Annotated in this window: 19 protein-coding genes; 7 read left to right on the top strand and 12 right to left on the bottom strand. The window is 72.6% G+C overall.

Features of this window, described 5'->3' with window-relative positions:
- Window positions 1–141: 141 nt before the first annotated feature.
- The 3 genes from ABTZ99_RS04585 (at window position 142) to ABTZ99_RS04575 (ending at window position 3,011) form a co-directional block, all read left to right on the top strand.
- Window positions 142–900 (top strand): DUF2470 domain-containing protein, encoded by a 759-nt coding sequence (locus tag ABTZ99_RS04585; RefSeq protein WP_498771166.1) that lies wholly within the window; start codon window positions 142–144, stop codon window positions 898–900.
- Window positions 901–924: 24 nt separating this feature from the next.
- Window positions 925–1,689, top strand: a complete 765-nt coding sequence (locus ABTZ99_RS04580) for a CPBP family intramembrane glutamic endopeptidase (protein WP_498771168.1) — start codon at window positions 925–927, stop codon at window positions 1,687–1,689.
- Between the two features lie 98 nt (window positions 1,690–1,787).
- The gene (locus ABTZ99_RS04575; RefSeq protein ID WP_499608101.1) at window positions 1,788–3,011 is read left to right on the top strand and encodes an alpha/beta hydrolase family protein; all 1,224 of its coding nucleotides are present in this window, start codon (window positions 1,788–1,790) and stop codon (window positions 3,009–3,011) included.
- Window positions 3,012–3,025: 14 nt separating this feature from the next.
- Here the strand turns inward: ABTZ99_RS04575 and ABTZ99_RS04570 are convergent, their stop codons facing one another.
- Together ABTZ99_RS04570 and ABTZ99_RS04565 are read right to left on the bottom strand one after the other, a co-directional pair.
- Window positions 3,026–5,089, bottom strand: coding sequence for a caspase, EACC1-associated type (locus tag ABTZ99_RS04570; RefSeq protein WP_499608099.1), 2,064 nt, complete (start codon window positions 5,087–5,089; stop codon window positions 3,026–3,028).
- A 1-nt stretch (window position 5,090) separates the two neighbouring features.
- Window positions 5,091–5,450, bottom strand: coding sequence for a hypothetical protein (locus tag ABTZ99_RS04565; protein WP_498771174.1), 360 nt, complete (start codon window positions 5,448–5,450; stop codon window positions 5,091–5,093).
- Window positions 5,451–5,649: 199 nt separating this feature from the next.
- On the opposite strand from ABTZ99_RS04565, the gene ABTZ99_RS04560 reads away from it, so the two are divergent.
- On the top strand, window positions 5,650–6,897 hold the full coding sequence (locus ABTZ99_RS04560; RefSeq protein ID WP_498771176.1) for an arginine deiminase: 1,248 nt from the start codon (window positions 5,650–5,652) through the stop codon (window positions 6,895–6,897).
- Window positions 6,898–7,002: 105 nt separating this feature from the next.
- On the top strand, window positions 7,003–7,563 hold the full coding sequence (locus tag ABTZ99_RS04555; RefSeq protein WP_498771178.1) for a ferritin: 561 nt from the start codon (window positions 7,003–7,005) through the stop codon (window positions 7,561–7,563).
- A gap of 70 nt (window positions 7,564–7,633) precedes the next feature.
- On the opposite strand, the gene ABTZ99_RS04550 is transcribed toward ABTZ99_RS04555, so the two are convergent.
- The 7 genes from ABTZ99_RS04550 to ABTZ99_RS04520 form a co-directional block, all read right to left on the bottom strand.
- Window positions 7,634–8,140 (bottom strand): hypothetical protein, encoded by a 507-nt coding sequence (locus ABTZ99_RS04550; RefSeq protein WP_498771180.1) that lies wholly within the window; start codon window positions 8,138–8,140, stop codon window positions 7,634–7,636.
- Window positions 8,141–8,177: 37 nt separating this feature from the next.
- Entirely contained in the window at window positions 8,178–8,816 is a 639-nt protein-coding gene (locus ABTZ99_RS04545) for a hypothetical protein (RefSeq protein ID WP_499608095.1), read from the bottom strand.
- Window positions 8,813–9,553: a hypothetical protein gene (locus ABTZ99_RS04540; protein ID WP_499608093.1), complete on the bottom strand. Its 741-nt coding sequence runs from the start codon at window positions 9,551–9,553 to the stop codon at window positions 8,813–8,815. The genes ABTZ99_RS04545 and ABTZ99_RS04540 overlap by 4 nt, the downstream gene beginning before the upstream one ends.
- Window positions 9,550–10,071 (bottom strand): SigE family RNA polymerase sigma factor, encoded by a 522-nt coding sequence (locus ABTZ99_RS04535; protein ID WP_498771185.1) that lies wholly within the window; start codon window positions 10,069–10,071, stop codon window positions 9,550–9,552. Before ABTZ99_RS04535 ends, ABTZ99_RS04540 begins: the two co-directional genes overlap by 4 nt.
- A gap of 86 nt (window positions 10,072–10,157) precedes the next feature.
- Window positions 10,158–10,481 (bottom strand): DUF952 domain-containing protein, encoded by a 324-nt coding sequence (locus tag ABTZ99_RS04530; protein WP_498771187.1) that lies wholly within the window; start codon window positions 10,479–10,481, stop codon window positions 10,158–10,160.
- A gap of 61 nt (window positions 10,482–10,542) precedes the next feature.
- The gene (locus tag ABTZ99_RS04525) at window positions 10,543–11,493 is read right to left on the bottom strand and encodes a DUF5926 family protein (protein ID WP_498771189.1); all 951 of its coding nucleotides are present in this window, start codon (window positions 11,491–11,493) and stop codon (window positions 10,543–10,545) included.
- A gap of 15 nt (window positions 11,494–11,508) precedes the next feature.
- On the bottom strand, window positions 11,509–12,216 hold the full coding sequence (locus ABTZ99_RS04520; RefSeq protein ID WP_499608090.1) for a glycerophosphodiester phosphodiesterase family protein: 708 nt from the start codon (window positions 12,214–12,216) through the stop codon (window positions 11,509–11,511).
- Between the two features lie 92 nt (window positions 12,217–12,308).
- Here ABTZ99_RS04520 and ABTZ99_RS04515 point away from each other — a divergent pair, with 92 nt between their 5' ends.
- Window positions 12,309–13,541, top strand: a complete 1,233-nt coding sequence (locus tag ABTZ99_RS04515) for a cytochrome P450 (protein ID WP_498771193.1) — start codon at window positions 12,309–12,311, stop codon at window positions 13,539–13,541.
- Window positions 13,542–13,597: 56 nt separating this feature from the next.
- Window positions 13,598–14,275, top strand: a complete 678-nt coding sequence (locus ABTZ99_RS04510) for a hypothetical protein (RefSeq protein WP_499608088.1) — start codon at window positions 13,598–13,600, stop codon at window positions 14,273–14,275.
- Here the strand turns inward: ABTZ99_RS04510 and ABTZ99_RS04505 are convergent.
- The 3 genes from ABTZ99_RS04505 to ABTZ99_RS04495 are packed head-to-tail and all read right to left on the bottom strand — an operon-like array spanning window position 14,265 to window position 16,366.
- The gene (locus ABTZ99_RS04505) at window positions 14,265–15,305 is read right to left on the bottom strand and encodes a glycerophosphodiester phosphodiesterase (protein WP_498771197.1); all 1,041 of its coding nucleotides are present in this window, start codon (window positions 15,303–15,305) and stop codon (window positions 14,265–14,267) included. The genes ABTZ99_RS04510 and ABTZ99_RS04505 overlap by 11 nt on opposite strands.
- 24 nt (window positions 15,306–15,329) lie before the next feature.
- The gene (locus tag ABTZ99_RS04500) at window positions 15,330–15,524 is read right to left on the bottom strand and encodes a DUF397 domain-containing protein (protein WP_499608085.1); all 195 of its coding nucleotides are present in this window, start codon (window positions 15,522–15,524) and stop codon (window positions 15,330–15,332) included.
- A gap of 14 nt (window positions 15,525–15,538) precedes the next feature.
- The gene (locus tag ABTZ99_RS04495; RefSeq protein WP_499608083.1) at window positions 15,539–16,366 is read right to left on the bottom strand and encodes a helix-turn-helix domain-containing protein; all 828 of its coding nucleotides are present in this window, start codon (window positions 16,364–16,366) and stop codon (window positions 15,539–15,541) included.
- Window positions 16,367–16,524: the final 158 nt, after the last annotated feature.

Genomic DNA, 16,524 nt, shown 5'->3' with positions numbered 1-16,524 from the left:
GCGCGCCTGGTCGGCACGGCCGCGGCGGACCCCCTAACCTGCCTGGACGACTCCGGCCCGGCGGAGCGCCGGTAAGCCGGTCGTGGGACTACCGCCGCGGGGCCCATCAAGTTAGGCTGGCCTAAGTTGGGAGGTGAGCGGGTGAACGAGACACGTCGTCCGCCGGCGCCGCATCCGGCGGAGCGGGCCCGCACGATCGCCGCCCGTGGTGGGCGCGCGGCCCTGCTGCCCTCCGGCGGCACGGAGAACCGGATCACCCCGGTGCTGCACCACGTCCACGCGGACGGTGACGCGACGATCGTGCTGCCCGACGGGCACCCGCTGGTCGAGGCCGCGCGCGGGACCGAGGTGACCGCGATGCTGGAGCTCGCCGACCAGGCGCCCGTGCAGCTGCGCGAGCCGGTCCGAGGGCTGCTGTGGATCACCGGTTGGCTGCGCACGCTCACGCCGGGGGAGGCGCGCGAGGCGAGCCTCCAGGTCGCGGAGGCGCGGCCGGACCCGCGGCTGCTCGACGTCGGGCACGGCGCGTCGGCGCTGCGGCTCTCGCCCGCGTCGCTGGTGGTGGCCGACGCGGAGGGCACCACGTCGTTGCGGCCGGAGCTGTTCGCGCAGGCGGAGCCGGACCCGTTCGCCGCGCACGAGGACCACTGGCTGCGCCACCTGGAGCTGTCGCACCGGGACGTGGTGGGCCTGCTCTCCCAGCACCTGCCGGAGGAGCTGAGGGGCGGTCACGTGCGCCCGCTCGGCCTGGACCGCTTCGGCCTGCGGCTGCGGGTGGAGATGGCGGACTCCGACCACGACGTGCGGATCGCGTTCTCCCGCCCGGTGGGCACGGCGCAGGAGCTGGCCGCGGAGCTGCGTCGCCTGATGGGCTGCCCTTTCCTGGCCCAACGCCGGTGACGCCCGCGCGGTTAACGTAGGGGCGTGATCGAAGACCTCGACGCCCGGACGCGCCGCGGCTACCGGCTGGAACTGCTGCTCGTCTTCGCCGTGACGCTCGGGTTGTCCGGGGCGCGCAGCCTGGTGCGGCTGCTCGACAGCCTGCTCGACCCCGTGCCGCTGAACGAGCAGAAGGTCGCGATCAACGTCCCGCAGGCGCGGTTCGACCTGCTCGACCTGATCGCGCAGCTGCTGGGCGTCGTGCAGCTGGCCGCGTGGGGCGGGCTCGGCCTGTACCTGCTGTGGCAGGGCGGGATCAAGCTGAAGGCGCTCGGGCTGGACCGGACCCGCGTCGGGCCGGACGCGCTGGGCAGCCTCGGGCTGGCGGCCGTGATCGGCGTTCCGGGGCTGGTGTTCTACCTGGTCGCGTGGAACCTGGGGTTGAACCTGGCCGTGCTGCCGTCCACGTTGGACTCCTCGTGGTGGCGCAGCGCGGTGCTGGTGCTGTCCGCGGTGGGCAACGCGTGGGCGGAGGAGGTGCTGGTCGTCGGGTACTTCATCACCCGGCTGCGGCAGCTCGGGTGGCGGGAGAACACGGCGTTGCTGGCCAGCGCGGTGCTGCGCGGCTCGTACCACCTGTACCAGGGGTTCGGCGGGTTCATCGGCAACGTGGTGATGGGCCTGGTGTTCGGCAAGGTGTGGCAGCGCACGAACCGGCTGTGGGTGCTGGTGGTGGCGCACGCGCTGCTCGACGTGGTCGCGTTCGTCGGCTACACGCTGCTGCGCGGGCACGTGTCCTGGTTGCCCTGAGGTCCTCCGCGCGAACGACGCCCGGTCAGCCGCGAGGCGGACGCGTGGCGACAGCCGCTCCCGACAGCATCAGGTGACCCGACAAGAGGGGGGACCTGATGCGCACCACAGCACTCGCCGTCGCGGCCGTCGCGACTCTCGGTCTGGCCGCGCCCGCGGCCGCCGACACCGGCTTGCGGATCACGATGCCCGAGCTGAGCGGCCGGCACGCCGTCGGCACGACCGAGCTGCACCTGGTCGACCGGCGGCCGGACCCGTGGCGACCGGCGGAGGACCGGGAGGTGATGGTCACCGTCACCTACCCGGCGCACGGCTCCGGCGGCGGACGCGCGCCGTGGATGACCTCGGGCGTGGCGGCGGCCGTCGACCGGGAGGCGGGGCTCCTCGACATCCCGTCCGGCGCGGTCGACTGGGGTTCGACCCGGCGGCACGCCCGCACCGGCGCGCCGGTCCTCGGCCGGTGGCCCGTCGTGCTGCACTCGCCCGGTTTCGGCTCGGCGCGGGAGCTGGGCGCGGGTCTCGTCGACGACCTGGCGAGCCGCGGGTACGTCGTCGTCTCGATGTCGCACACGCACGAGTCGCTCGCGGTCGAGTTCCCCGACGGGCGGGTCGAGCCGCCGATGATCGACGAGGACGACCCCACCCAGTTCAAGACCGCGCTCGACGCGCGGGTGGCCGACACCCGGTTCGTGCTCGACCAGCTGGGTTCGATCGCGCGCGGGCACAACCCGGACGCCGAACGCGACCCGTTGCCGCGCGGGCTCGGCCGTGCGCTGGACCTGTCGCGGGTCGGCATGTTCGGCCACTCGTACGGCGGGTTCACGGCGGGCGAGACGATGGTGCACGACCGGCGGATCGACGCGGGGATCAACGTGGACGGCGCCATGTCCCACGGCTTCGGTGACGGCTACCGGCCGGGCGAGGTCGTGACGCGCGGGCTGGACCGGCCGTTCATGCTGGTGGGCGCGGACTTCGTGGACCCGGTGACGGGCGGGCGGGTCGAGCACTCGCACCTGACGCCGGAGTTCGACCCGACGTGGGCGGACTTCTGGGTGAACCAGCGCGGGTGGAAGCGCGACCTGCACTTCGACGGGGCGACGCACTACAGCTTCACCGACCTGCAGTTCGCCGTGCCGCAGCTGGGCGGGGTGATCAGCCCGGACAAGCAGCGGGAGCTGGTGGGCGAGATCGACGCGACCCGGTCGTCGGCCGCGCAGCACGAGTACTTCGCCGGGTACTTCGACCTGCACCTGAAGGGGCGCGACACCGGGCTGTTCCGGGGCGACTCGCCGCAGCACCCCGACGTGCGGTTCATCGTCTGAGCGTTCGACCCGGGTCAGTGGACGAGGAGGAAGCGGGAGGTGGTGCGGGCGGCGGCGGTGACGACGGTGCGGGCGACGCCGGCCGAGTCCAGCAGGGTCTCGTCCAGGTCGGCGACGGCCAGGGCGGCGTTCTCGGCGATCCGGGCGGCCGGTTCCGACAGGGCGGCGGCGAAGGCGCGCCAGCCGGCGATCTCCTCCGGGCCGCCGGCGGCGTCCCGCGCGAGCAGGGCGCCCACCTCGGCCAGGCCCACGCCACCGCCGCGGATCACGCCCTCCTGCACCGCGCTGTCCACCGCGCGCACGGCCCGCCGCACCTTCTCCACGTCAGCGGCGGGCGCCCGGATGAGAGCGGCGGTGTGACCGCGGTTCGCCCCGGGGTGGGCCAGCACCGTTGTGGCCCGTTCGGTCACCACGACCCTCGCCGCGCGGCCCAACGACGACTTCAACGCCGGGTCGCTCCCCCAGTACGGGTAGTGGATCGCGCCGCCGACCACGCGCTGGAGCCGCTCCACCTCGTCCAGCTCGGCGGTCACCGCGACCACGTCCCGCGTCCCGCCCACCCGCAGCAGCTCGGCGAGCTCCGCGTGCGGCAGCATCTCGCAGACCACGAGCAGCGGGTGCTCGCCGAGCTCCAGCCCTCCCGTCAACCGGTCGACGTCGGTCAGCCGACCGGCGGCCAGCAACACCCAGGCGTCCTGCAGCACGACGGTGCCGCCGACGGTGTCGGTGACGAACCGGTCGGACGCGTAGCCGCGGTCCAGGCGCAGGCCGCGGTGGAACTCGAGCTCCAGCTCGAACCGCTTGCTCTCCTCGACCAGGACGGGGCCGACGGCCACGGACCCGACGAGCCGCCCGACCTCGGGGTCACCTGAAGCGGTGGTGGCCAGCAGGGTCAGCTCGTCCGGCTGCAACGGCCGCGCCAGCGACAGTTCGATCAGCTCGTCCGCACGGGCGGCGGCGGCCGTGACGCCGCGCAGCAGCCGCACCGGGTGGTGCCCGTCGCGCATCGCGTCGACCAGCCCGCCGATCGCGCCGCGCGCCACGGCCACCGCCGACGCCGCGCCGTCACCGGCCTCCCGTCGGACCTCCCGCACCAGGTCGCGCACGTACCCGGCGCCGAGCCGGTCACGCGGGTCGTCCGGCTCGAACGCGTCCGCGATCGCCGACGCGTCGGACAGCTCCACCGGCCGCCGGTCGACGAACACCACGGCCCGCCGCCCCATCGGGCCCAGCGTCCGGCACACCGGCTCGGCGGCGGCCCGGAAACCACGCGCCACCAGCAACTGCGCGGACGTGTACGACGCCGTGCCGCGCGGCCGACGTCCCGAGGAGCCACCGGCGCGGGCGATCCGCAGCGGCTGCGACGAGCCGTGCGCGAAGTACTGCGGCGTCTGGTCGGGGCGCCTGGCGCGCACCTCGGCCTGCGCGTACTTGAACAGCTCGTCGACGTCGATCCACCCGTCGCCGTCGAGGTCGGCGCCGCCGCCTGCCAGGCCCTCGATCAGCACGTCGGTGAACAGCGACGCGAGCGGCGCGTCCAGGGACAGCGAGTCCTGCTCGAACGCGTACTCGTACGCGTTGGACGCGGTCATCACCACGTACCCGGAGCCCGCCCCGTCCAGGCCCCCGCCGTCGAGCACGCCGGTCCCGCCCGCCTTGAAGCCCTCCACGAACGCGCCGCTGAAGCAGCAGTCCAGCAGCAGGACCCGCCCGGACGCCCGGCAGTCCTCCAGCTGCTCGTTGAGGAACGAGCGCGGTATCGCGGTGCCGGCGGGCCGGTCCTGCACGGTGTTCGACGCGGCGAAGTACAGCCGCCGCGCGGGGGTGGTCAGGCCGTGGCACGAGAAGTACAGCAGCACCAGGTCGTCGGCCTCGCGCGGCGCGAGCAGGTCCTCGACCGCGCGCCGGATCTCGTGGTCGGCGCGGTCCCGCAGCACCTCGACCGTCGTGAAGCCGCCGACGTCCGGGTCCTCCAGCACGGCGGCGAGCCGTTCCACGTCCTGCTCCGGCGCGCGCAGCCGGCTCAGCCGGACGTCCTCGTACTCGCCGGTCGCCACCAGGAGCGCGTGCCGGCCCACCTCACCCCTCGCCCTCGTGCTCGCGCAGCCACGCCTCCAGCAGCGCCTTCTGCGAGCGGGCGTCCACGCCCTCGACGGTGATCTCGTCGTCACGGGTCTTGATCGTCACCTTGCGCGCGCTGCCGCGCTGCACGAACGACGTGACCACGGACGCGACCGCGGCGGCCACCGCGGCGGGCAGCGCGCCGTTGAGCACGAGCTCGGCGACGGTCGCGCCCGCGCCGCTCTTGGAGCCCTCCGGCGACGCGGCGGGCGCGGGCCGCGCGTCGACCTTCGCGCCCCTGACCAGCTCTTGCAGCAACTGGCTCGTCGCCGAGGCGGCGTGGCCAGGCGCGTCGACGAACAAGCGGAAGTCCGACACTGATCCTCCCCCGGTAGAACACGATCATCCCGCAACCGCACCCCCGGACCGGTAGTCCACGTGACAACGCAACGTTCACAAAGCCCCAGCACCCGATCACGCAATGAATCGCCGTTCGAAGGCGGTCATACGATCGAGTCTCGCCGGAACAGGCCACTCAGAGCTGCTGATCCGACCGACCTCGGGTTACCCTCGATCCGTGACTGCGCACATCGCCCAGACCGCGTCCACCGACGGCGAGCCGGCAGCGGCGCCCCGCGTCGACAGCGAAGTCGGACCCCTGCGCACGGTGCTGCTGCACCGTCCCGGCGCCGAGCTCAAGCGGCTGACCCCGCGCAACAACGACCAGCTGCTGTTCGACGGCGTGCCGTGGGTCGACCGGGCCCAGGAGGAGCACGACGCGTTCGCCGAGCTGCTGCGCGGGCGCGGCGTCGAGGTGCTGCTGCTGGCGGACCTGCTGGTCGACGCGCTGCACGACGACCGGGCCCGGATCGCGGGGATCCACAGCGCGGTCAACGAGCGGCGGCTGGGCATCGACCTGGCCGACGCGCTGCGCTCGCACCTGGCCTCGATCAGCCCCGACCAGCTGGCCACCGCGCTGATGACCGGGATGACGTTCGAGGAGCTGCCCGCCGCCGAGGGCGCGTCGCTGGTGCGCAAGATGCACCACCCGATCGACTTCGCCGTCGACCCGCTGCCGAACCTGCTGTTCACCCGCGACTCGTCGGTGTGGGTCGGCGACCGGGTCGCGATCACGTCGCTGGCGCTGCCCGCGCGCGACCGGGAGACCGCGCTGACCGACCTGATCTACGCCTACCACCCGCGGTTCCGCCGCACCGGCCGCGCGTACGGCGCGCACTCCGCGCCGGTCGAGGGCGGTGACGTGCTGCTGCTCGCGCCGGGCGTGCTGGCGATCGGCGTCGGCGAGCGGACCACGCCCGCGGGCGCGGAGTCGTTCGCCCGGTCCGCGCTGGCCGACGGCCTGGCGCACACCGTGCTGGCGGTGCCGATCACGCAGGAGCGGGCGACCATGCACCTGGACACCGTGTGCACGATGGTCGACCGGGACGCCGTGGTGATGTACCCGGCGGTGCGGGACAACCTGTTCGCCTACCCCGTGCGGTCCGACGGCGGGGGCGGCGTCGTGGTCGAGGACCGGCGGCCGTTCCTGGAGGCGGCGGCCGACGCGATGGGCATCGAGCGGCTGCGCGTGATCGACACCGGGCTCGACCCGGTGACCGCCGAGCGCGAGCAGTGGGACGACGGCAACAACACGCTGGCCGTCGGCCCCGGCCTGGTGGTGGCCTACGAGCGGAACGTGGAGACGAACGCGCGCCTGGAGGACGCGGGCGTCGAGGTGATCCGGATCAGCGGCTCCGAGCTGGGCTCCGGCCGCGGCGGACCGCGCTGCATGTCGTGCCCGATCGACCGCGCGCCGCTCGTCTGAAACGTAACGGAAAGGCTTGCCTAAGCTTTCTTCGGCAACCCTTTCCTTACCTTCGTAAGCCTTACCTGAAATGCATTAAAGCGCACTTTCGGTTATTCTGCGAGTATGGCTGTCAACTTGAAGAAGATTACCGCCGCGCGTTCCTCGAAGTTCCACGACCTGCTTCAGGAGCAGGTGCGCAACGAGTTCACGGCCTCGCAGCAGTACGTGGCCATCGCGGTCTGGTTCGACGCCGCCGACCTGCCGCGCCTCGCGTCGCACTTCTACAAGCAGGCGCTGGAAGAGCGCAACCACGCCATGATGATCGTGCAGTACCTGATGGACAGCGGACTGCCGGTGGCCATTCCCGGTGTGGACGACGTGCGCAACGACTTCACCGCGCCGCGCGAGCCGGTCGCGCTCGCGCTGGAGCAGGAGAAGAAGGTCACCGAGCAGATCGTCACGCTCGCCAAGACGGCCCGCGACGAGGGCGACTACATCGGCGAGCAGTTCCTCCAGTGGTTCCTGAAGGAGCAGGTGGAGGAGGTCGCGTCGATGAGCACGCTGCTCACCGTGATCGACCGCGCCGACGGCAACCTGTTCCACGTGGAGGCCTTCCTGACCCGCGAGAGCGTGGGCGAGGAAGCCGACAACGGCACGCCGCGCGCCGCGGGTGGCGCCCTGTAAAGGGCCCGCACAGGCCGACCCGCCGACAGCGGACGACGCCCGTCACCCTTGGGGGTGGCGGGCGTCGCGGTCAGTTCAGGCAGCCGTGGCCTTCCCTGGTCAGGCCGATGCCGGTGAGGGTGTCGCCCGCGTCGCGGAAGTAGAACCACGACCAGGTCCCGCTCTCCGCCGCCCGGACGAACCCGTGCGGTGTCTGCTCCACGTCCGGGTAGACCTCGTGCATGCGGGCCCGCGAGTCGCCGAGGCGCAGGCCCTCCGGGGTGCGGGCGCCCGACTCGACCCGGAGGTCCACCGCGACGCCGTCGTGCAGGCCCACCCAGCCCTCCACGGTCCGCAGCTCGTGCACCGGGCACGAGAACTCCGGCTCGGTCATCTCCTCGCCGACCTCGCCGGTGGCCTTGAGCTGCTCCAACGACATCCCCAGCCGCACCGCGCCGATGCCGCGGGCGTCGAGCACGGCCGCGTCACCCGCCCCGGACGTGCCGCTCACGTTCGTGACGGGTGGCACGACCTGCGGCGCGGACGACTCGCAGGCGGTCAGCAGCAGGGTTGCCGCCACCACGACCAGCCACTTCATCCGTCCATCCTCCCGCTCGGCCCCACCCGCGGCAGGATCAGCTGAAGCAGGCCTGACCCCGACGGGCCAGCGACGTGCTGCCCCGGAACGTGTACCTCACGTCGTCGCTCACCCACACCTTGAAGGCGGCCGTCACTCCGCCGCCATCCTCCCAAGGCTCGCCGCTCGGGTAGGTCTCGGCGAGCCGCGGGTCGGCCGGGCCGATGTCGACCGGCAGGCCCTCCGCAGTCACGGCGCCGTGGTTCATCAAGATCGCCATGAGGCCCTGGCCGTCTTGGATCCACGCGGAACCGTTGCCGGACTTGAGCGGGTACATGTCGCACATGGCGCTCATCCGCAGCGTCGGCTCCCCGACCAGGCCGGTCGCCACGAGCTGCTCGCGCGTCATGCCGAGCTTGACCGCGCCGAACGCGGAGTGGCCGAGCACCGGCGTCGTGTCCACCACCACGGTCTCCTGCACGGTGCTCGTCACCGTCGACCGCACCGTGACGGTGCTCGGCGCGACGGCCGACGCGCTCGACGTGGCCGACGCGCTCGACGGCGCGGTGGTCGTGACCGCCGTCGTGGTCGTGGCCGACGCCGACGACGCCGAGCCGATCGACGCGTCCGTGCCCGCCGTGCACCCCACCAGCGCCAGACCCGCGACCACCAGCACCACGGCACCCCTGACCTTCATCGCTGTTCCCCCTGCTGCGCGCAGTCGGCGGTGAGCCGCTGCATCCGAATACCGACGACCCGCTCCGCGTCCAGCGCGAACACGTACATCCAGCCCACGTCACCGGTCATGGAGACCTGGTAACCACCGTGGGTCGGCTCCCCCTGCGGGTACTGCGCCTTCACCTGCTCCAGCGTCGAGCCGACGCCGATCCCCTTCGACGTCGTGCCGGCCGCGGGCAACGTGATGCGCACGACGCCCTGTCCCGGCGCCACGAGCACGGCGTTCGCGGTGCCCGGGTCGCTCGTCCACGTGAACGCCGCGCACTCGCCACCGGGCGCCCCGGTCACCAGACCGGTGGCCGCCACCTCCTGCGCGGTCATGCCGAACTTCACCGCGCCGTACCCCACGTTCGGCCGCGTCGGCCCCACGGTCACCACCACCGTGACCGTCTCCACCACGGTGTGCGGTGGCGGCGCGACCTCCGTCCCGCCGGCGGGCGTCGCCGTCGTGGCGGTCGTGGTGGTGGTCGGCAGCACGGCCGGGTCCACCGGCGGCAGGCTCAACGAGCCGCCGAGCGCCGTCACGCCCCACCCGCTCGCCACCAGCGCGACCGCCGTGACCGCGCCCACCACCGCGGTCCGCCGGTGACGCGCCCGGCGCGCACCCGCCACGACCACCTCGGTCGCGTCCGGCCTGGGCCGCACGTCCAACCGGTCGTCGTGCAGCAACCGGCCCAGCTCCTCCTCGAGGTTCACCCCGCGTCCCCCAGTCGTGCGCGCAAGGTCGCCATCGCCTTGCTGTTCTGGCTCTTGACCGTGCCCGCGGACACGCCGAGCGTGCGGGCGATCTCGGCCTCGGACAGACCGTCGTAGAAGCGCAGCACGACCACGGCGCGCTGACGCGGCGGCAGCGACCGCAGCGCCTGCCACAGCGGCTCGTGCTCCAGGCGGTCGTGCCCGGCCGCGGCCACCCCGTCGGGGAACTCCGCCACCAGGTCCTCACGCCGCCGACGGCGCCACCGGCTGGTGTTGGCGTTCGCCATGGACCGCCGCACGTACGCCAAGGGGTCGCCCTTGCGCAGCACCGCCGCCCACCGCGCGCCGACCTTCTCCAGCACGGTCTGCACCAGGTCTCCCGCGTCGTGCGGGTTGCCGGTCAAGGCGTGCCCGTAGCGCAACAGGCCCGGTAACGACATCCGCACGAAGTCGGCGAAGTCGGCCGTCGTCCCCCCACCCCGATCGGTGGCTCTTTCCCCCGGCAAGACCGCGGTCACCTCGACAACCCCCTCCGGCGGCGGCCCCTCGGCCACCGTCGGAGAGGACACGTTCGAGAGGGGGTGTCGGTTGCCTCAGACCGAGGTCACAAAACGGGCAACGGCCGGAAGGCGCCGTCGGCGTCCGGCGTGAACTCGTGCACGGCCACCACCGCGTCGGCCGGGATCGGCCCGTAGACGTGCGGGAACCACGGGCCGTCCTCGGTCTCGCCCGGCTCCCACAGCACGGGCAGGCCCTCGGGGTCGATCACCAGCAGCACGAGGTCGTGGCGGTGCGGGTACAGGCGGTTGGCGGGCAGGTGCACCGTCCCGGGGTCCGAGCAGTGCACGAAACCGTCGAGGTCGAGCGGGATCGCGCCGTCCTCGCGGGCCCGCCTCCAGTCCTCCTTCGGGCTGATCCGCAGGATCACTCCGACTCCTCACTTGTCCACAGGACCCTGTGGACAAAGCTGGGGATACCTGTGGACAGGTTCAGCGCAGGGTGATCTGCCGCCCGCGCAGACCGTCGCGCGCCCGCCGTTCCTGCTCGGTGAGCGGCTCGTCGTCGAGGCTGGTCAGGGCGTCCCGCAAACGGTTGCCCAACGCCTCCGCGCCCGGCGCCCACTCGCTGGAGTGCAGCTCGCGGTCCAGGTCCCACACCGGGACCAGCAGGCCGTGCGCGCGGAACGACCCGGCGTACCGGGAGCCCTCGCCCAGGTCGAGCTCGCCGCGCACGGACAGCCGGGCGAGCGCCGCGAGCAGCGTCTCCTCCGGCTCGGGGCGGACCCAGCGCAGGTGCGCCTTGTCGCCCGCGTCCACCCAGTAGGCGGCGGCCACGCCGGGCGCGTCGAGGCGCTCGGTGGGCAGGATCGCGGCGTTGGCGCGCTCCAGGGACAGGGCGACCTCGCCGGCGGGCTCGTTGTCCGGCGGCAGCCACCACGCGAAGTCGGCGTGCAGCTCCGGGCTCAGCGTCGCCTCGACGTCCAGCAGGTCCTGCAGGCGGCCGGGGTTCGAGCCGTCGTCCGGGCCGACGACCGCGAGGGCGTCACCGGTCTTCGCGGTCTGCGCCCACCGCACGGCGCGCGCCAGGTCGCGGCTGAGGTCGCCGGACCGGGTCTGCACCTGCAGGCCGACGAACGCGGTGCCGTCCGAGCGCACCAGGCCCGCCGCCGCCATCGGCAGCACGGTCGCCAGCACGACCTCACGACCGCCGTCGGTCGCCTTGAGCGGCAGCTTCACCGTCGCCGAGGGCACGAACTCGCGCAGCGCGATCAGCTCCGCCTCGGCGGCCAGGCCCTGGAACGGTCGGGAGACGATCACATCCGCCGCGCCGCCCGCCGAACCGTGGCAGGCCTTGTAGCGCTTGCCGGAGCCGCACGGGCACGGCTGCCGCGGGTTGACGCCGTCCGCCGGCTTGTTCTTCACGGCTGTCCGCTTCGCCACCGCGCCTCCTCGGTCTCAGGGCTGGTCGGGCGTCAAGTTATCCGCAAGGTGCTCGCGCGTCTCCTCCGGGTTGTTGGTGGCGAGGAACCGGACGCCGCGCTCACGGCACAACGCGATGTCGGCCGGGTCGTCCACCGTCCACACGTAGGCGCCCTCTCCCCTGCCCGGGTGACGTCTGAGCAGGTGAACTCCCGGTCCGGCGTAGTCGGCGAAGTGGGGCTTGGTCCTCGGCCACAGCCGGTCGTAGAGCAGGACCGTGGGCACCTCGGGCCTGAGCTTCTTGAACCGGTGCACGGCGAAGACGGAGAACGACATCATCACCGCGTCGACCCGGTGGCGGCCCAGCTCCTCGGCGAGGCGGCGCTCGACCAGGCCCCGGTACCGGACGGGGTGCTTGGTCTCGACGAACAGCCGCTTGCCGTGGTCGGCGGCGAGGCCGAGCAGCGCGTCCAGGGTCAGCACCTCGGCGGGCTCGCCGCCGTGCCAGCTGCCGAAGTCGTGCCGCCGCAGCTCCTCCAGGGTCATCGCGCTGACCTTGCCCTCGCCGCCGCTGGTGCGGTCGATCGTGCGGTCGTGCACGCACACGAGGTGTCCGTCCCTGGTGAGCCGCACGTCGCACTCCAGCCCGTCGGCGCCCTGCCGCAGGGCCAGCTCGTAGGCGGCGAGGGTGTGCTCGGGGCGGCGGGTGGACGCGCCGCGGTGGGCGATGACGTCAGGTGACACGTCAGGGATGCTCCTGGTGGGGCACGCACGGGGTCAACCTGACTACCCGATGTCACAGCTCGCTGAATATTTGAAACAACAACCACACTCGGATGGACGCGAGCCGCGCTCAAGACCTACCGTCCGTCACCGTGGCATCCTTCGACCAGCACGATCTGGCATTCATCGCGGATCCGTACCCCGCGTTCGCCGCGATGCGCGCGCAGGGCGGGGTGCACTGGCACGAGGACCTGGGCGTGGCGGTGGCGGTGTCGCACGCGGCGGCGTCGGCCGTGCTCAGGCACCGGTCCCTCGGCCGCATCTGGACCGACGCGAAGCCGGTGGACCGGTTCGCGTCGTTCAACCTCCTGCACCGCAACTCGATGCTGGAGAACGAGCCGCCCACGCACAGCCGGCTGCGCAGGCTGGTGGCCGCCGCGTTCGGCCGCGGCCACGTCGAGCGGCTGCGGCCGTGGATCGTCGAGCTGGCCGACCGCCTGGTGGACGAGCTCGTGGCCAAGGTGTCGTCGGAGGGGCAGGCCGACCTGCTGTCCCACGTGGCGGCGCCGCTGCCGGTCGAGGTGATCGCCGAGCTGCTGGGCGTGCCCGCGCGGGACCGCGCGCTGTTGCAGCCGTGGTCGAACGCCATCGTGAAGATGTACGAGTACGACCTGGCCCCGGACAAGCAGGAGGCGGCCGAGCGCGCGGCCGCGGAGTTCGTCGCCTACCTGCGGGAGCTGGTCGCGCTGCGGCGCACGTCGCCCGGTGACGACCTGGTGTCCGACCTCGTGGCGGTCACCGACACCGACGGCGCGAAGCTGACCGAGGACGAGCTGGTGGCGACCGCCGTGCTGCTGCTCATGGCCGGACACGAGGCCACGGTCAACGTCATCGGCAACGGCGTCCAAGCGCTGATGAACCACCCGCACGAGTGGCGACGCCTGGTGAACGACCACGCTCTGCTACCCACGGCGGTGGAGGAGCTGATCCGCTACGACTCGCCGCTGCAGCTGTTCGAGCGCACCGCCACCGAGCCCGTGACCATCGCCGGGTACCGGGTCGAGCCGGGGCAGAAGATCGCCGCGCTGCTGGGCGCGGCGGCCCGCGACCCCGAGGTCTTCACCGACCCGGACACCTTCGACATCACCCGCGACCCGAACCCCCACCTGGGCTTCGGCATGGGCATCCACTACTGCCTGGGCGCGCCCCTGGCCCGCATCGAGGTCCAGGCGGCCCTGTCCTCCCTGATCCGCAAGCTGCCGAACGCGACCCTGGCCGCCGAACCGCGCCGCCGGGCCGAGTTCGTCATCCGGGGCCTGCACGACCTGCCGCTGACGTCCGCGTGATCCGGTGACCCGGTAATCCGGTGGACGGCACGGCAACCGGCCGCCACCCTGCGTCGATGAGGTTGTCGGTGATCGCGCACCCGGTGGTGCGGCACGCGCCGCTGCACCGCGTCCTCGTGCCCGCCGCACGGTTGCGCAACCTCTGGGTGCGGCCCCCTGAGCCGATCGTCGGCACGGCGACGGTGACCGGGTCGCGCGCCGACCTGCTGCGGCTGGGCGCGTTGGTGCGGTTGGCGGCGACCAGTCGGCACAGCGCGCTGTTCGTCCCGGCGCGAGACAACGTGCCGGAGGGAGAGCTGTGGCGGATGGGCTGCGCCCGGCCCGTCGACCTGCTGGTGGTGCGGCGTGACGTCGGGCTGAGGCCGTCGGGGTGGCCCGAGGTGCGGCGGGCGTTGCGGCGGGCGACGGCACGTCCCGCGCGGTTCACGACGCCACCAGCGCGCACGGACGAGGAGTGGCGCGACCGGGAGTGGACCGGGTCGCACCGGATCACCCTCGCCGAGCACGCGGCCACCCTCGTCGTCTCCAGCACGAGCCGCTCGCTGCTCCGCCTCGGCGACCTGTTCACCGAGGCGGGCGAGCTGGTCGCCGCGGACCGGGAGGTCCACCGGCACGGGCACGCGCACCTGACCGGCCTGCGGAGGGTGTTCGCCGAGCCCGACGTGGCGCTCGACGTCTACGGCCGCGACCCGATCTTCCACAAGAGCCGCTGGGCGCGGGCCGCTAGCGCTTGAGCGTGTGCTTCTTCGGCAGCTTGAAGCCGCGTTCGGCCATCACCGCGCGCAGGCGGTCCGGGTAGTCGGTGATGAGGCCGTCCACGCCGTCGTCGATCAGCTTGTGCATGGTGGCCGGGTCGTTGACCGTCCACGGGACGACCTTCAGGCCGTGCGCGTGCGCCTCGTCCACCAGGGCCTTCGTGGTGAACGGGACGTAGTCCGGGTCGCCGACCTTGCCGTTCTGCGGGTTGCCGTGCACCGGGGAGAGCGCGGACGCGCCGAAGCTCTTCACCGCCCTGACCACGCTGCCGTCGAAGTCGGCCAGGTCGAGTCCGCCCGTCCACGGGGAGCCGGGGCGCAGGAACTCGGGCTGCGTCAGCGCGACCAGCGGGAGGCGCGGCTCGGCCTTGCGCCAGAGCATCAGCGTGCCCCAGTCGAACGACTGCACGGTGACGTTGCGGAAGAAGCCGGACCTGCGGATCTCGCGGGCCGTGACCTCGACGAACTGCTCGCGCGGCGCGGTCTCGTGCGGCGCGGCGGCCTCGACCTTGGTCTCGATGTTGAACTTCACGGTGAACGCGCGGTAGTCGCGGGCCAGCGCGAAGACCTCGGCCAACGTGGGCATCCGCGCGCCCGGCGACAGCTCCTGCTCCGGGTACTGCGCCCACCGCCGCGATCCGCAGTCCAGCGTGCGGACCTGCGCGAACGTCAGGTCCTTCACGTACTTGCCCGCGTACGGGAACGCCGGGTCGCCGGGGAACGCGGGCGCGGTGTCGACGCACTTCGCCGGGTTCGTCCTGCGGTCGTGCGTGACGACCTCACGGCCGTCCTTGGTGATCTGGACGTCCAGCTCCAGCGTCGTGACGCCCAGTTCGAGCGCCTTGGCGAACGCCGCCAACGTGCTCTCGACCGTCAGCCCGATCCCGCCGCGGTGGGCTTGGAGGTCGAACTTGCGCCCGCTGTCGGCGTTCGCCACGCCGGAGCTCAGCCCAGAGGTCAGCCCGGAGGTCAGCAGGGTCAGGATCAGTGCCGCCGCGAGTGCCCGCATGGGGTCACGGTGGCACGTGGCAGGTCAGGAGCCCAAGTGCTGGAGGAAGAACGACCACTGAACAGCGGGGAACGCGAGCGTTGCGGCGTCCGGGTTCTTCGAGTCCCGCACGGCGACCGCCGGCCCCGCGAACGCCACCTCGACGCAGTTGGCATTGCTGGCACCGTTGCTCCGGCTGCTCTTGCGCCACGTCACGCCGGAGAGGTCCACTGTGGACACGGCCACCGCCTCTTTCACTCGGCCAGAACCCGTTCGATCAAGGCCACCGAATCCTTCGGGTCCAACGCCCGGGAGGCCACGAAACCGAACGTCAGTCTAGCCTCCCGCAACTCGCGCTCCTGTTCGATGTGCAGCGCCCCGGTGAGGTACTCGATGTACAGGACCCCCGGCTCGTCCGGCCCCGAGAAGCCGAGGAGTGTGAACGCGGTCGCCATGCCGTCGACAACCCCTTGCCCGTTCGACACCACCTGGATCGTCACGTTGGGCAGCTTCGCCATGTCGAGCAGGTGCGCCAACTGCTCCCGCATGACCTCGCGGCTGCCGACCACCTTGCGGAGCGCGGCTTCCTCGACGATCGCGTGCAGGCGCAGCGGGTGGTCCGACTCGGTCAGCCGGTCCTGGCGGATCTGGCGGACCCGGATGTCGTTCTCCAGCCACCGCTTGGTCCGCTTGAGCCGGTGCGCCTCGAACAGCGCGCGCATGTAAGCGGTCGTCTGGAGCAGGCCCGGGATGATCAGCGGCGACAAGTCGCGCACGTGGTCGGCCTCGGTCTCGACGTCGATGTAGCCCTGGTTCTCGATGCCGTAGGTGGTCCACCAGCCGGGCTCGCGGGCCCGCAGCGCCTGGTCGATGAGGTCGGGGTCGTACTGGTCGTAGAGGTCCATCATCGACTTGGCGAGGTGGACGTCGAGGATCGTCTCGCCCTTCTCCAGCCGGTGGAGGGTGGACTTGGTGCGGTAGAGGGCTTTGGCGGCCTCGTCGAGGGTCAACTTGGCCTGGGTCCGCATCCGGGCGAGCTTGCGCCCCAGCCGACGGCGGCGGAACGGTGGCGGAGTGGGCACAGGGCAGCATGATCCGGTGGGACTCGCGGATGCGGGATTCCCGCCGCGCGTCACCGCATCGGGCGGATCTCCCGGCCGCACAGTGGTCCCCGTGGAAGCGAACCTCTTCAGCCTGGTGGACGCGACCGACCGCCGCCGGATCTTCGCCTGGGGCATGG

Source organism: Actinosynnema sp. NPDC002837 (assembly GCF_040295345.1).
Lineage (GTDB): Bacteria > Actinomycetota > Actinomycetes > Mycobacteriales > Pseudonocardiaceae > Actinosynnema.
Note: the sequence above shows the minus strand (reverse complement) of the source record. Positions and strands in the feature narration are given on the sequence as shown.